Here is a 15,209-nt window from a genome sequence, read left to right as displayed (position 1 = left end):
GACACGTTTCATCCCGAAGCGCCCGCGCCACGAGCTGCGAGCGCTTCGGTCATTCGGAGATCAAGCATGAGCAAACAAGCTATCGGCGTGGTGGGCCTCGCCGTCATGGGCCGCAACCTGGCCTTGAATATCGAGAGCCGCGGGCACGCCGTTTCGGTCTACAACCGCAGCCGCGCCAAAACCGACGAACTGATTGCCGAACATCCCGACAAAAAGCTCGTGCCGACGTACACGCTCGAAGAGTTCGTTCAATCGCTCGAAACGCCGCGCCGCATTCTGATGATGGTGAAGGCCGGCGCCGGCACCGACGAAACCATCGCGTCGCTACGTCCGCTGCTGGAAAAGGGCGACATTCTCATCGACGGCGGCAACACGCATTTCACCGATACCATCCGCCGCAATCAGGACCTCGCGAAGTCGGGGCTGCATTTCATCGGCACGGGCGTGTCGGGCGGCGAGGAAGGCGCGCTGAAAGGGCCGTCGATCATGCCGGGCGGGCAAAAGGAAGCGTACGAACTCGTCGCGCCGATTCTCACCGAAATCGCCGCGAAGGCGCCGGACGGCGAGCCGTGCGTCGCGTACATGGGACCGGACGGCGCGGGCCACTTCGTGAAGATGGTGCACAACGGCATCGAGTATGGCGACATGCAGTTGATCGCCGAGAGCTATGACGTGCTGAAGCGCGTCGCGGGCCTGTCGAACGAAGAACTGGGCAAGGTGTATGTCGAGTGGAATCAGGGCGAGCTGGACAGCTATCTGATCGAGATCACGTCGAAGATCTTCTCGAAGAAGGACGAAGAGACGGGCAAGGATCTCGTCGATGTCATTCTGGATCGCGCGGCGCAAAAGGGCACCGGCAAGTGGACGAGCCAGAACGCGCTGGATCTCGGCGCGCCGCTGCCGCTGATCACCGAGGCGGTGTTCGCGCGCGTGCTGTCTTCGCTGAAGGATCAGCGCGTGAAGGCGAGCAAGGTGCTGAGCGGCCCGTCGCCGAAGTTCGAGGGCGATCGCGAGGCGTTCGTCGAATCGGTGCGGCGTGCGCTGTATCTGTCGAAGATCGTGTCGTATGCGCAGGGCTTCGCGCAACTGCGCGCGGCATCCGACGACTACAACTGGAATCTGCAGTACGGCGAGATCGCGAAGATTTTCCGGGCGGGCTGCATCATCCGCGCGCGCTTCCTGCAGAAGATCACCGACGCTTATGCAGCAGACAAGGATCTTGCGAACCTGCTGCTCGACCCGTATTTCAGCGATATCGCGGCGAAGTATCAGGACGCGTTGCGCGATGTGGTCGTCGCGGCGGTGAAGGCGGGAATTCCGGTGCCGGCGTTCTCGTCCGCGATTGCTTATTTCGATGCGTATCGTTCGGAGCGGCTGCCCGCGAATCTGGTGCAGGCGCAGCGGGATTTCTTCGGCGCGCATACGTTCGAACGGACGGACAAGGCGGGGAGTTATCACGCGAACTGGGCGTGATGCGTTAAGAGGTTCATCGAACGGGGCGGCTTGCGGGCTGCCCCGTTTTTCATTCGACGCCAACCCAACGGCCATCCTCCCCACTACTCCGCAACACCGCCTCCACGAACCTCAACCCCGCGACGCCATCCTCGACCGTGGTCAGCCACTCGTCGCCCTGCGTGGTCCCGCTCGCGATGCACGCCGCCGCATCCGTATAAACCTGCGCGAACGCCTCGATATACCCTTCCGGATGCCCCGCCGGCACGCGCGTCGCATGCTGCGCTTCGGTCCCTTGCACGCGCCCGCGCGTGATTCTCTGCGACGCCTCGCCAACCGGCGTGAACCACAACTCATTCGGCGATTGCTGATCGAAGCTCAAGCCCGCCTTCGTTCCATACACGCGCAGCCGCAAGCCGTTTTCCTCGCCCGCCGCGACCTGGCTCGCCCACAACATGCCGCGCGCGCCGCTCGCGTAACGCAGCATCGCCTGCACGTGATCGTCGACACGTCGCCCCGGCACGAACGTCGTCACTTCCGCCGATAGCTCCGAAGGCCGCATCCCCGTCACGTACTCGGCCAACTGATACGCATGCGTGCCGATATCGCCGAGGCAACCGGCCGGACCGGCAAGCGCGGGATCCGTGCGCCACGCCGCTTGCCTGTTCGACGCGTTCTCCACCGGCAACGACAGCCAGTCCTGCGCATACTCCACCTGCACCACGCGGATATCGCCGAGCAAGCCCTGCCGCACCATCGCGCGCGCATGACGCACGAGCGGATAGCCCGTGTACGTGTACGTCACCGCGAACACGAGTCCCTTGTCGCGCGCGAGCTTCGCGAGCGCTTCGCCTTCATCGAGCGATACGGCGAGCGGCTTGTCGCAGATCACGTGGATGCCCGCTTCGAGAAACGCCGTCGCGATCGGCGCGTGCAGATGATTCGGCGTGACGATCGCCACCGCTTCGATGCCATCGGAACGGCCCGCTTCGATGCGCGCCATCTCGCGATAATCGTCGTAGCTGCGCGCGAGGCCGATCGCCGCCGCGCTCGACGCCGCCCGCCGCGCATCCGACGACAACGCGCCCGCCACCAGCTCGTATCGATCGTCGAGCCGCGCCGCCATCCGATGCACCGCGCCGATGAACGCGCCCTCGCCGCCGCCGACCATCCCCAAGCGAACGCGATTCATCGCTTGCCTCCCGCATCGATGCCGAGCACGTCGCGCATCTTCTCGCGGCTCGCGCCGCTGCCCGCGAAGTCATCGAACGCGCGCTCGGCCACGCGGATGATGTGGTCGCGTATGAACACCGCGCCCTCGCGCGCGCCGTCTTCCGGATGCTTCAGCGCGCATTCCCATTCGAGCACGGCCCAGCCGCCGAAGTCGTATTGCGCCATCTTCGAGAAGATCGCCTTGAAGTCGATCTGACCGTCGCCGAGCGACCGGAAACGCCCCGCACGATCCACCCAAGCCGAATAGCCGCCATACACGCCCTGCCGTCCGTTTGGGCGAAACTCCGCGTCCTTCACATGAAACGCCTTGATGCGCGCGTAATAAATGTCGATGAACGCGAGATAGTCCAACTGCTGCAAGACGAAATGACTCGGATCGAAGAGAATGTTCGCGCGCGGATGATCGTCCACGGCGGCGAGAAAGCGCTCGAACGTCACGCCGTCGTGCAGGTCTTCGCCGGGATGCAACTCGTAGCACACGTCGATGCCCGCGCGATCGAACTCGTCGAGAATCGGACGCCAGCGTGTCGCGAGTTCATCGAATGCCGCTTCGACGAGACCCGCCGGACGCTGCGGCCACGGGTACACATACGGCCACGCGAGCGCGCCCGAAAACGTCACGTGCGCGTTCAGTCCCAATCGCTTCGATGCCGCCGCCGCATGCTTCAATTGCCCGATTGCCCATTCGGTGCGCGCCGCCGGATTGCCGCGAACGTGCGGCGCGGCGAAGCCATCGAAGAGCGTGTCGTAAGCGGGATGCACCGCGACCAGTTGCCCTTGCAGATGCGTCGACAACTCCGTGATCTCGACGCCGGCCTCTTCGACGGTGCGGCGGATATCGTCGCAATACGCATCGCTCGATGCGGCTTTCTCGAGATCGATCAGACGCGGATCGCACGGCACCTGAATGCCCTTGTAGCCGAGCGAAGCCGCCCACGCCGCGAGGTTCTTCAGGGAATCGAACGGCGCGGCATCGCCCATGAATTGCGCGAGAAAGATCGCGGGGCCCTTGATGGTCTTCATCTTTCGCCTCGATAAGAATGCCGGCCACGCGTGACCGGCCTGCGCTCAGAACGGCGAGTTCGGGTAATAGAACTGCTTCGCGTTGTCCTTCGTGATGAGCACGGAAGGAATGATGGTCGTCGGCGGCAGCTTGTCGCCCTTCAGGCGCGCTTCGGCGGTCAGCTTGATCGCGTCGTAGATGAACTTCGGCGAATACGACACATCGGCCTGCACGCGCTTGTCGCCGTCGATGATCCGCTTCACCGCTTCCTTCGATCCCGCGCCGCCGAACACGATCTTGATGTCCGTGCGCTTCGCCTGATCGATCGCCTTCAGCACGCCGACCATCATGTCGTCGTCGGCGGCCCAGACCGCGTCGATATGCTTGAAGCGCGTGAGATAGTCCTGCATGACCTTGAACGCGTCATCGCGATTCCAGTTCGCGTACTTCGCATCCAGAATCTTCATGTCGGGATGCTGCTTGATCACGCCTTCGAACGCGGTCCAGCGTTCGTTGTCGAGCGTCGTCGGAATGCCGCGCAACGCGACGATATCGCCCTTGCCGTTCAACTGCTTCGCGAGATACTCGGCGGGAATCTTGCCGAACGCGGTGTTGTCGCCGGCGACGTAGGCGTCCTGCGCGCTGGTGTCGGTGAGGCCGCGATCGACCACGGTCACGTACACGCCCTTCTTGTGCACCTGCGCGACCGGTTGCGTGAGCGACGCCGATTCCTGCGGGAAGATCACGAGCGCATTGATCTTGTTGACCGTCACGAGATCCTGCAACTGATTCGCCTGCTCGGGCGCGCTGCCGGCCGTTTTCACGATCACCTTCAGATCGGGATGCGCCTTCTCCAGCTCTTTCTTCGCCTCGTTGGCCCACCACACGATGCCGCCCGTGAAGCCGTGATCGGCGGTCGGAATGGCGACGCCGAGTATCACCTTGTCGGCGGCGAGCGCGGACGACGAAGCGAGCGCGACCGCGCTTGCCGCAAGCGTGAGCGCGCCGAGCGCGCGAAGCATTTTCTTCATGACGATGTCTCCGGTTTTTTGAAAGCTCTTGCTATCGACGACCGCGCTGCAGGAAAGCAACGAGAATGATGACGGCGCCCTGCACCGCCGCGTTCAGATACACGCTGATGATGCTCGTGAGATTCAGGATGTTGTTGATGACCGAAAGCAGAATCGCGCCGATGACCGTGCCGATCACGCGCCCTTCGCCGCCCTTGAGCGCCGTGCCGCCGACGACCACCGCCGCGATCGCTTCGAGTTCCCACAAGAGACCCGTCGTGGGCGTCGCGGAACCGAGGCGCGGCACGTACAAAACGGTCGCGACGGCCACGCACAGACCGAGCAGCACGTACGTCGCGATCTTCACGTTGTCGACGCGAATCGCCGCATAACGCGCGACCTGTTCGTTCGATCCGATGGCCTGCACATGCCGCCCAAACACCGTGCGATTGAGCACCAGCGCGCCGCCCGCCGCGACGATCGCGAAGACCCAGATCGGCACGGGTATGCCGAAGAGACTCGCGTAATACACCGGGCCGTAGAGATCCACGAGCGAGTTGTCGAGCGTGAGCGCGCCGCCGTCCGCGAGCCACGTCAAAAGCGCGCGAAATACGCCGAGCGTGCCGAGCGTCACGATGAACGGCTCGATGCGCCCCTTCGTCACGAGCAGGCCATGCGCGAGTCCGAAGAGCGCGCCGAGCACGAGCGCGAGCACGATGCCGAGCGCGATGATCAGAAGCGGCGGCACCGTATGACCATGAAAGCCTTGCATCAGCCCGTTCATCATGTAGATCATGCTGCCCGCGATCAACGCGGCCATCGATCCCACGGAGAGATCGATGCCGCCCGAGATGATCACGAACGTCATGCCCACCGCGATGATCCCGATGAACGACGTGCGCGTGAGCACGTTCATCGCGTTGTCGAAGGTGGCGAAGTCGCCGTTGAGCAGCGTGCCGCCGACGCACAGCGCGATCAGCCCGATGAGCGGCCCGACGCCGAACAGAACGCGCGAGAACGCGGCAAAGCGGCTTTCGCTCGCGGTGTCTTCAGTGTGTGCCGGTCGCATGCGCGATCAACCTCTCTTCGGTCAGAAGGTCCATGCCGAGCGTCGCGACGAGTTCGCCCGCGCGCATCACCGCGACGCGATGGCATAGCCCGATCAGCTCGATCAGCTCGGAAGAAATGACGATCACCGCGCGCCCTTCCGCGGCGAGGCGATGAATCAGGAAATAGATGTCGCGTTTCGCGCCGACATCGACGCCGCGCGTGGGTTCGTCGAGCACGATCACGCGCGGGTCCGGATGCAGGAACTTCGCGAGCGCGAGCTTCTGCTGATTGCCGCCGGACAGCATGCGCGCGCGGCTCGACGGATTGCCCGTGCGAATGCCGAAGTCCTTCAGCGCGACGGAAAGCGCCCCGCGCTCCGCACGCTTGTCGATGAGCGGATGCGCGTAGCGTTCGAGCGTCATCATCGTGAGATTGTCTTTGAGCGCCATGTCGACGTGCAGGCCGCGCCCTTTGCGGTCTTCGCTCAGATACGTGATGCCGTGGCGCATCGCGTCGCGCGGACTTTTTAGCGTCGCGGTTTCGCCCGCGATCGACACGCGCCCCGCGCTCAGCGCACGCAAGCCGACGAGCGCTTCGAACAGCTCGGTGCGCCCCGCGCCGACGAGTCCCGCGAAGCCGAGCACTTCGCCTTCGCGCACGGAAAAGCTCACGCCATCGGCCCAGCCCGGCACGGATGCGCCTTCCACTTCGAACGCGACGCGCGCATCGTCGATGAGCGCGGGCTTCGGCGGAAACATGTCGGAGACTTCGCGGCCGACCATCAGATTCGCCATTTGCCGCCGCGTGAGATCGGACGTCGGCGCGCGCGCGACGAAGCGGCCGTCGCGCATCACGATCACTTCGTCCGTCACGCGCTCCACTTCATCGAGCTTGTGCGAGATATAGACGATGGTCGTGCCCGCGTCCTTCAGGCGCGCCATCAACGCGAACAGGCGCTGCGTTTCGGACGGCGTGAGCGTCGCGGTCGGCTCGTCCATGATGAGCAGGCGCGCACGGCGCAGCATCGCCTTCGCGATCTCGACGAGCTGCTTCTCCGCGACGATCAGTTCGCGCACCTTCGTATCCGGATTCTTGTGCAGGCCGACATCGGCGAGCGCGGCGCGGGCGTCGTCGCGCATCGCGGCTTCGTCGAGAAAGAAGCCCTTGCGCACTTCGTGCCCGAGAAACATGTTCTGCGTGATGCTCAGGTGATCCGCGAGATTCAGTTCCTGATGAATGAGCACGATGCCCGCGCGTTCGGCATCGCGGGAGTTGGTGAAATCGACGCGCGCGCCGTCGATCGACACGTCGCCCGCGTTCGGGCGCTCGTAGCCCGCGAGAATCTTCATGAGCGTGGACTTGCCCGCGCCGTTTTCGCCGAGCAAGCCGTAGATGCGGCCCGGCGCGAGATCGAAGCTCACGCCGTGCAGCACGCGCACCGGGCCGAACTGTTTCTCGATTCCGTCGAAACGCACGGCAAGACTCATCGTCAGGCGCTCCTTCGTTGAATCAGCCGATGCGGCAGCAGCACGCCCGGCACATGCGCGCGCGGATCGCGCAGGCGCTTGAGCAGCAGATTGGCGGCGGCTTCGCCGAGCGCCTGCATGGGTTGCGCGACGGTGGTGAGCGGCGGATCGACGTGCGCGGCCACGGCGATATCGTCGAAGCCGACGACGGCGACATCTTCCGGAACGCGAAGGCCCGCACCGCGCAGGCCGTTCATCACGCCGATGGCGAGCGTGTCCGAGACCGCGAAGATGGCCGTCGGCCTTTCGCGTCCGAGCGATGCGAGTTGCGCGGCGGCGCGCCCGCCTGCGTCGTAGTCGAGGCTGTCGAGTTCGATCTGCCACGCCGGATTCGCCGCGATGCCGGCGGCTTCGAGCGCATCGCGATAGCCCGCGAGCCGCTGGCGTCCGTACAGATAGCCGTGGCCGGAATTGATCAGCGCGATGCGGCGATGGCCCTTCCCGATGAGATATCGCATGACGTCGCCCGCCGCCAGATGATTGTCGATGCCGACATACGGCACTCCCGCGTCGGGATCGAATTCGCAGCACGCGACCCACGGCAGCGCCGATGCTTCCTCGGCGAGCGCGTTCTGCACGGCGGCGGGATCGAGACAGATGGCGCCATCGGCGCGGCGGCCGCGCAGGAGATCGAAGTAGCTTCGTTCGCGCAACGGGTCCGCGCCGGTATCGCAGAGCAGCATGAAATAGCCGTTCTGACGCGCGACGCTGTCGATGCCGCGCACGATCGCCGCGTAGAACGGATTGCCGAAGTCGGGCACCATGGTGAGCAGCAGGCGGCTTTCCGCCGTGCGCAGATTGCGCGCAAGCTCGTTGATGCGATAGCCGCTCGCCGCCACCGCCGCGCGCACCTTTTCGCGCGTCGCCTCGCGCACGTTCGTGTGGCCGTTGAGCACGCGCGACACCGTGGCGACGGACACACCGGCGCGCTCGGCGACATCGGCAATCGACACTTCCTCGCGGGAACGAACGGTATCGGACATGCTGCGCGCCAACTGCGGCGGACGAGATGTAATGGATTACATTATTTGGTCCGATGTGCGCGCAAGGCAACCGGAAATGGATAGGGATAAACGCTTAAGGCCTTGTCGTCTTGACCTTACGACAGACGACAGGATGGCTTCCGGTGGGGCGTCCGAAGCTTCGGCGGTCAGTTCTAGTGAGAAGGCTATCGCCATCCTGCGCATTGCACCACGCGCCTTCTGCACGATCCATCTCCTCGTTAGAACGGCGCTCCTTCGTATTTCATGACCGGATAGAGGGTTTCCTGACCGTCGATTTCGAGCGCGAGCCGCATCGCATGATGAAAGCTCGCATAGCGGCCTATGAACCGGGCCAAAACATCGCCGAAGAGCGCTGCGTCGCCCGGCCCGTCGAATGCGGTCGCGTCGAGCCGAATGTGCATGCGAATCTCGCGCTCCATCCGCCCCTTTCCGACCGTCTCATGGTGGCTCAACCGCACTTCCTCGATCGCGTCGATGCGCCGCGCAATCCGGTCGTCCGGCGACCAGTCATAGAGTTCCAGCGCTTCGCGCAGCACCGGCGAGCCCGCTATTCCGATCATGTTCAGTTCATTGGCGCCACCCGCCGCGAAATGCCCGAGCACGCGCCAGTCGTACGTTGGGTGATGACGCGGCGGATACAGCGGCAGCGTCGGTGCGCTCAAGTTGCGCACGGACGCGATGCCAGTGAAACCCGTCACCGTCTCGGTGATCGTCGCCTCCGCGAGCGCCATGCGCGGCAGGCGGCCGTTGTTCGCAAGCGTACGCACCGTCAGATATCGGTCCGGTTCGGACCGGTCTTCGTCATAGCGCGCGTCATCGTGGAAACGCTCCCAGAGTTGGCCCGAAAGCGTCAACCACAGTTCACGGCCGGTCACGCCGAAGCGCTTCGATGTATGAAAATACCGCTCCGGCTTCTCGTAGCGCAACTTCCAGCCACGATGCCGGAAACTCGTGAACGCCTGATAGGCATGACGCGCGCTATCTTCGGGATCGGCGGCGGTCACCGCTAGCACCTCATACGGCTCGATGTGATCGGCCGCGCCGGGCTGCACGAAAACGCGGTGTTCGCGGTCATGCCAGTCGGTCGGCCGCAGCGGCAGTGCATCCACTTCGAACAGATTGATCACGGGCGTGCAGAAGAGACGGAAGCTCTCGCGGCTGACTGAATAATCGCCCGGCATGCGACCGTCCAGCTCGATCTCGAACGTCATTTGCGACTCGCCCGGCGGCAACATCGAGGCGTCGAAGCCGCACAGATCGACGAAATGGAATTTCTGCGGAAACACAAAATACTCGAGCAGCGTCTGCTCGCGATCCAGCCGCCGATCACGCGCGGGCTCCGCCACCGGCCATAGGCGGGTAGACGGCCCGAAGCCTGCTGCTTCAAAGTGCACACGATGCACGCCGTCAAGCGGCCGCAGTTCGCCGTTGCGCACCGAAGGCAGTCGCAGGCCGATCGACGCGACCTGATGCATCAGCGCTGCGTACAGCGCGGCTGCGGCAGGACGGTCGCCGTGCAGGTATAGCCGGATGCGTGACAGGTCCGTGGCCTCGCGCTGCTCGCCCAGCCACAGTTTGAACGTGAGACGGACGACCGTGCGTCCGCCATCGCCCACCGCGATCTGCGCATCCTCGACCGAGAGCGGCAGCAATTGGACGGCCTGAGTCGTTCGATAAAGACACCGCACCTGACCGGGACCGACTGGCGCCGAGCGCACGGTGGCGCCGACGGGGATCTGCGCCGCAGCAGCGGCCCCACGGCCCAGCGGCGTACATTCGATGATCGAGAGTGAAGGGATCGCCCGGGCAGCATGTTCGTAGACGTTATCGAGCAGCGCCTCAGTAAATTCCGGGCCGCCATCATCGAGCTTCATGCGCAGACGCGCCATGAGCAACGCAAAGCCCTCGAAGGTTGCGTGCACACTGTCACCCGCCTCGCCATAGCGCATATCGAGCCGCCGTGCGGCGTCTGGTTGCCCTCGAGCGAATTCCGACGACGCCGCGCGCAGATAACGCATCTCCGCGTCGAAGTATTTGAGGTACGGATTCTCGTGCTCGAGCGCGGAATGTTTCCACGGTGCGGTCATGGCAGCATCTCCGGTGGCAACGGCGGCAGCGACGCGACGCCTGCGGGCACGCCGCCACGACGCAGGGTGAAGATGCGCTGTGGCATCTTGAACCCGCGCAGCTTGAGCAAGTCGAGCGGTCCCGCGCCGACCTGCGCCTTGAGGTCATAGTGCAGCGGGAAGCCGTTGCCTTGATTGAAGGTCAATGCGTAAGTCGTGCTGTCCAAAGGTTTCACCTGTGCCGTGCCGAGCAAGCGCAGCCAGGCCCAATCGCCGTTAGCGGCAAATGCTATGCGCGTACCGGCGCCAACGGATTCCCACTTCAACTGCACGCGTCCGTTCTGGGCATTACCCGGCCACACAATCGACGTGTTGGTTTCCAACTGGTTGAAGTACTCGATCTTCGTGCCGTCGATGGTAAGGATGCTGCGTGTCACTTCGGGCGTCGGATGCGGCATGATCTGCAACCTATAGCTAGCGTCGCCCTGCGCGTAGAGCTGTGCACCGATTGTCGATAGCTGCCGCAGTGCCGAGAGAAACCCGGCATCGAATTGCAGTGCCTGGGGCGCGAGTTCATTCGGCGCCCAAGCGTTGCCTTGCTGTTGAAGAATGCCAGCGAGTTGCGTCGTCACGAAGCGCGAAATTAACCCGGTATCGGGTTTGATGTAACGACCGAGTTCAACGAACGAAGCATCAGCGTCGGTATCCGAGAACGGGTAGTGCCCATCGAAGGCGCTGGTGAAGGGTCCGGCCACCGACACGCGCCATGCTTCGTTCAGGCTCGCTGCTGCTGGTTGGAGAATGGTTTCCCACGCCACGTCGAGAGGTCGCGCGAACAGCGCTTCGCCTAGGCCGGACCACTGCGAGCCGAGGCTCGCGGCCGTAAGCGCCGCATCGTCGCGCGCCTGCGTGAGTTCGGAGAGCTTGCCCTGAAATACCGCCTGCGCCATCTGTCGCGCCATCGACTGCGCGTCAGCGCTGGCGGCGATCTGCTGCAACTTCAAACGCATTGTCGTGGCCACCGTCAGAAAGTGCGCGAGACTCACACCGCTGAAATCGGTGGCGCTCTTGGTCGATTTGCCGCTGGATTTGCGGTTTAAATCGCCATTGCCGGTGACTACGTCATCACCCATGAGCGCGAGTAACGGCCCGAACGGTTTATCGAGCGGATTGATCTCCGCCGGAGTCGTGATGCCTGTCTTATTTCCGATCAGATCCTGCGCCTTTCGAACCAGAGTATCGGCCAGCGCCTGAGACGGACGCCCCGCCTGCGCCTGATACTGGACCGACTTCATCAACGCAATGAGCGGCGACGTTTGCGCATCGGTGAGGCGCGTGAGTTGGCTTATGGCGTCGCTCAGATTCGAGGCGTTGCGCCACTGGATGCTATTCAGCATTGCCTGCCAGGCGGCGGTGTACTCAGCAAAATAGCGCGCGCGCAGTCGCTGCTTCACTTCTTCCGTATCCTGCTGCGCCTCTAACGCCGAGCCGGGAACGCGTGCGGCGCGCTCATCCGCGAGCACCCAGTCGGCGGCGACGCGGCCTTCCCTCGCTGCTTTATCGATCGCGTCGCCGATCATGCCGTCCCACGCGGCGCGTGTGTACACGCCCGGCACCGTCTGGCTGGTCGAGAAGAGGCCGCGCGCATCCGCGCCACTGATGAGCGTGGTCAGCGACATGTCCGCATACTTGCCCTTCGCCTGCTCGAGCACGGACTGATAGAGCGTGTCGTCGGAGTTCTGCAGGCCGATCTGATTGACGAGCATGTTCCGCGCGGCGCTGGTTAGATCGTTCGACGCAGCGAACTTCAATTCCGGATGCGTACCCAGATGCGCCGCGTAGAACGACGCGAGACGTCCCGACGTGTCGAGCCATTCGCCCGTGCTCATGCCGGCCACGACGGGCCATATGGCGGATAGTTGCTTGGCGAGATAAGTCGCATCGACGTGTTGAATCTGCGCCAGCATTAGATAGGTCTTGAGCGCATGGTAATCGTGCTGCTGTTCCTCGGTGCTCGGGAGGGAATCGGCGCGTGCCTGGGCCAGCTGGGCGAGCATCGCTTCGAGCTGGCGCACGGCAGGGTCGCGCAGGTTACGCACAGCTACCGTCGCATACGACGGCCAGAGCGCGGCGAGAATGGCATCGTTGTGGTTAAGGCCCGCGCGCAGATGCCACGGTGCGCCGTGCTGCTGACGATGCTCCAGTACGTCGATCTGTTGCTGCAGCGCCAGTTGGGCGCGCAATGCGGCCGGCGTGCCTGGCGTGGCGGCGAGCGCCGTGTCGGCTGCCGCTTGCGCATCTGCCATCACCGCTCGATTTCCGATAAACGAAACGGTCATCGCCACGCACCAGCCGATCGCCCCAATCATCAACAGGACTGCGAGCGCGTTCGGCCAATGGAGCCCAATGCGGCGTCCGTCGTGCGGCTTCACGCGGGCGGCTATCTCCTGCCAAACGCGTTGCAACGCTCGAGGCTGCTCGCGTACTACCCCGGCGCGCTGCGCAAGACGCTCGGCGACATCTTTCGCAATATCTTCGGGATCGGCCGGCACAGGCGTCGGCACGACGGGCGCGGCGAAGACCGGGGCGAACATCACGCCCGCCAGCGGCGCGCGCCGCCATTTCGACAAGCAGTGCGTCCGCCACGTCTCCACAATGAATTCGCGGTGTGCGGTAATGTACTGCGATACCTGAGCGAGCGAGACGATCGGCTTGGATCGCGCGCAAAGCCTGATGCTCGCGTGCGCAGTCATCTGATCGAGTATCTCCAGATGATGATTGAAATCGTCGGCCGCGCCTTTCGCGTCCGCATGCAGTGGCGCGTTGACGAAAGCGCCTATCGCGCGGAACGCGTTTTGATCCTCGCCCCTCGCCTCGATGGCGTGAAGGAAGACGACGGGCGCAGCCCAACGGAGCTCACGAGCGAGCTTTGATAGGGTGCGCGGCAGTTCTTCGGCGGAGGGCGACGGCGTGCCTGTCCGTACCACAGGGATCACCGCATCCACTGGACTTGCGCGGCCCAAGCGGCGAAGCTGGCGGTGCCACGTCTGCGTATCGATGCCATTGGGTTCAGCGTGCACGAGCACGATATCGCTCGTTCGCATCACGCCCGCCTGTTTGAGATCCGGCGCGACTGCGTCGATCAGCCCGTCATCGCCCGTGAGCATGAGCCACGGCATTGCGCGACGCCATCGCCAGCCGAACGCCGTGCGCAGTTCATCGTGAAGATATTGCAGGCGAGCGTCGTATTTGCTTGTCTCGCCCTTCGCGTCATCAGCCACGCGGCCGATGCGGTGCGCAAGCTTTTCGTAGACCCCAAGCCAAAGCGCCAGGAGATGCATCGCCAGCACAATGCCAAGCGCCCCGAAAATCTTTAGCAGTGCCGAAATATGCATTTCGAGCGAGTTGAGTCCGGTGATGCCGGGCTGACCCCACCACGCCAGTGCGGCAAGTGCAGCCGCGAACAGGATGGCGGCCAGCGGCACACCCCAGAGTTTCAGGACGCCGGAGGAGGTGCTTTCGGCATGTTGAGAGTCAAACGACTTCAGGTTGCTGCTCGGGCTGGTCATGCGCAAGTGGATGTACGTGAAGAACGGATGCCTGCGTTCGATCGAGGATCAGGTGCGGGCCGGTTGTGCCGGATTCGATGGCTCCCGCGATGGAAAGCCACGGGGTGGCTGCGCCTGTATCGCCGACAAGCCGATCGAGACGGCGGTGTGCCTGGTGCGACGCAATGCCGGCGAACCGCGCTCGTTTCAGTTCATCGAGCAGCGTGCGATCGTGGTCGGCGTCCAGGCGTGTAATCCAGGCCTGTCGGAGGTCGCGCGGTTCGGTTTTGCCCCATAGCGCAGCGTTGAGTGCCAAGTCGCGGAGCGTTTCGGCCTCGGCCCGGTCTTCAATCGGCCGATGGAGGATCGCCAGTGCTTGCACCGAATCGGGCAACTGATAAAAGCCACCGTTCAGCAGCACCGCAACAGCGGCTTCGCTACTTCTTTCCGGCGGCTCTCGGTCGTGCCATGCATATGCGAGGACGAGGAGCGCACGCCGTTCGCGGGTGTCGAGCCAGCCATCGGCAATCATTAGGCTTTGCGATTCCCCTACGGCGACGCAATCCAGCGCGGGCAGGCCTGAAAGACGCAATGCGTCGCGCGCGTGCTGTTCGGCATGGTGGGCCTGGTCGTCAGTGGCGTCCTTATCGGACGGAACCAATATGCGCACGAGCGGAGCGTATTGAGGCCCATATTGCGACAAGGCCTGCAATACGGGCACGAGCGGCTCGATCGCTTTAACCAGTTTGAGGACGATCGTGGCGACGCGGGCCGGCGGCTTATGCGTGGACGAGCTCGACTCGCTATCAAATGCCTCTTCCCACTCGTCCGCAAGCACAGCCTCTTCGGACCACGATTCTCCATCGAAGCGGTTATGAACCACATGGCCGACGCCATCGCGTGGGCGTTGCGATTTGAGCAGCGAATTTTTCGCCGTGACGACATTCGCAAGACTTGATGTCACAGAGGGCACGCAATAACCAACACCCAAGACTTGCAAGGGCTTCTGCGCAATACGGAGGCGTTCAGTGAGCCGTCTCGCTCTGGCCCGATTGCGATTATGCGCGTTGGTCCACAACGCCTCATAGCCCAGGCGCGCGATGCATAGCAGCAAAAAAAATAGCAAATTTGGCAGACCGATAACGGCGCCCCAAAACGACGGCCCGCTCGCGGGTTCCTTCGCCGGCCAGGCGAGCAGGATCAACGGCACGCTAAGCGCGAAACACGCGAGCCATATCCCGAGCCACGGCAACAGCCGCGGGCCGCAGGCAGGATACGGGCAAACCTCACCGACCTCGGACAAATCAACCGGCATGC

The 15,209-nt window shown here is 63.7% G+C and carries 10 protein-coding genes; 1 reads left to right on the top strand and 9 read right to left on the bottom strand.

Annotation, left to right across the window (positions count from 1 at the left end):
• Positions 1-66 precede the first annotated feature (66 nt).
• Positions 67-1,473 carry an NADP-dependent phosphogluconate dehydrogenase gene (gene gnd / locus NCR39_RS14695; RefSeq protein ID WP_250452838.1) on the top strand — a complete coding sequence of 469 codons (1,407 nt, stop codon included), beginning with the start codon at positions 67-69 and terminating at the stop codon, positions 1,471-1,473.
• Positions 1,474-1,522: 49 nt separating this feature from the next.
• On the opposite strand, the gene NCR39_RS14690 is transcribed toward gnd, so the two are convergent.
• From NCR39_RS14690 to NCR39_RS14650, 9 genes are all read right to left on the bottom strand, one after another.
• Positions 1,523-2,644: a Gfo/Idh/MocA family protein gene (locus NCR39_RS14690; RefSeq protein ID WP_250452837.1), complete on the bottom strand. Its 1,122-nt coding sequence runs from the start codon at positions 2,642-2,644 to the stop codon at positions 1,523-1,525.
• Positions 2,641-3,708: a sugar phosphate isomerase/epimerase family protein gene (locus NCR39_RS14685; protein WP_250452836.1), complete on the bottom strand. Its 1,068-nt coding sequence runs from the start codon at positions 3,706-3,708 to the stop codon at positions 2,641-2,643. Before NCR39_RS14685 ends, NCR39_RS14690 begins: the two co-directional genes overlap by 4 nt.
• A 45-nt stretch (positions 3,709-3,753) precedes the next feature.
• Positions 3,754-4,719, bottom strand: coding sequence for a substrate-binding domain-containing protein (locus NCR39_RS14680; RefSeq protein WP_250452835.1), 966 nt, complete (start codon positions 4,717-4,719; stop codon positions 3,754-3,756).
• Between the two features lie 31 nt (positions 4,720-4,750).
• Entirely contained in the window at positions 4,751-5,767 is a 1,017-nt protein-coding gene (locus NCR39_RS14675; RefSeq protein ID WP_250452834.1) for an ABC transporter permease, read from the bottom strand.
• Entirely contained in the window at positions 5,748-7,235 is a 1,488-nt protein-coding gene (locus NCR39_RS14670) for a sugar ABC transporter ATP-binding protein (RefSeq protein WP_250452833.1), read from the bottom strand. The genes NCR39_RS14675 and NCR39_RS14670 overlap by 20 nt, the downstream gene beginning before the upstream one ends.
• 2 nt (positions 7,236-7,237) lie before the next feature.
• Positions 7,238-8,257, bottom strand: coding sequence for a LacI family DNA-binding transcriptional regulator (locus tag NCR39_RS14665; RefSeq protein WP_250452832.1), 1,020 nt, complete (start codon positions 8,255-8,257; stop codon positions 7,238-7,240).
• A gap of 239 nt (positions 8,258-8,496) precedes the next feature.
• A complete protein-coding gene (tssF, locus tag NCR39_RS14660) occupies positions 8,497-10,365 on the bottom strand; it encodes a type VI secretion system baseplate subunit TssF (protein WP_250452831.1) in 1,869 nt (622 codons plus the stop codon).
• Positions 10,362-13,913: an ImcF-related family protein gene (locus NCR39_RS14655; protein ID WP_250452830.1), complete on the bottom strand. Its 3,552-nt coding sequence runs from the start codon at positions 13,911-13,913 to the stop codon at positions 10,362-10,364. Before NCR39_RS14655 ends, tssF begins: the two co-directional genes overlap by 4 nt.
• Positions 13,879-15,207, bottom strand: coding sequence for a KPHS_23130 family T6SS system protein (locus NCR39_RS14650; protein WP_250452829.1), 1,329 nt, complete (start codon positions 15,205-15,207; stop codon positions 13,879-13,881). The genes NCR39_RS14655 and NCR39_RS14650 overlap by 35 nt, the downstream gene beginning before the upstream one ends.
• Between the last annotated feature and the right edge of the window lie 2 nt (positions 15,208-15,209).

This window comes from Caballeronia sp. ATUFL_M2_KS44 (assembly GCF_023630965.1).
GTDB classification, from domain to species: Bacteria; Pseudomonadota; Gammaproteobacteria; order Burkholderiales; family Burkholderiaceae; genus Caballeronia; species Caballeronia concitans.
Note: the sequence above shows the minus strand (reverse complement) of the source record. Positions and strands in the feature narration are given on the sequence as shown.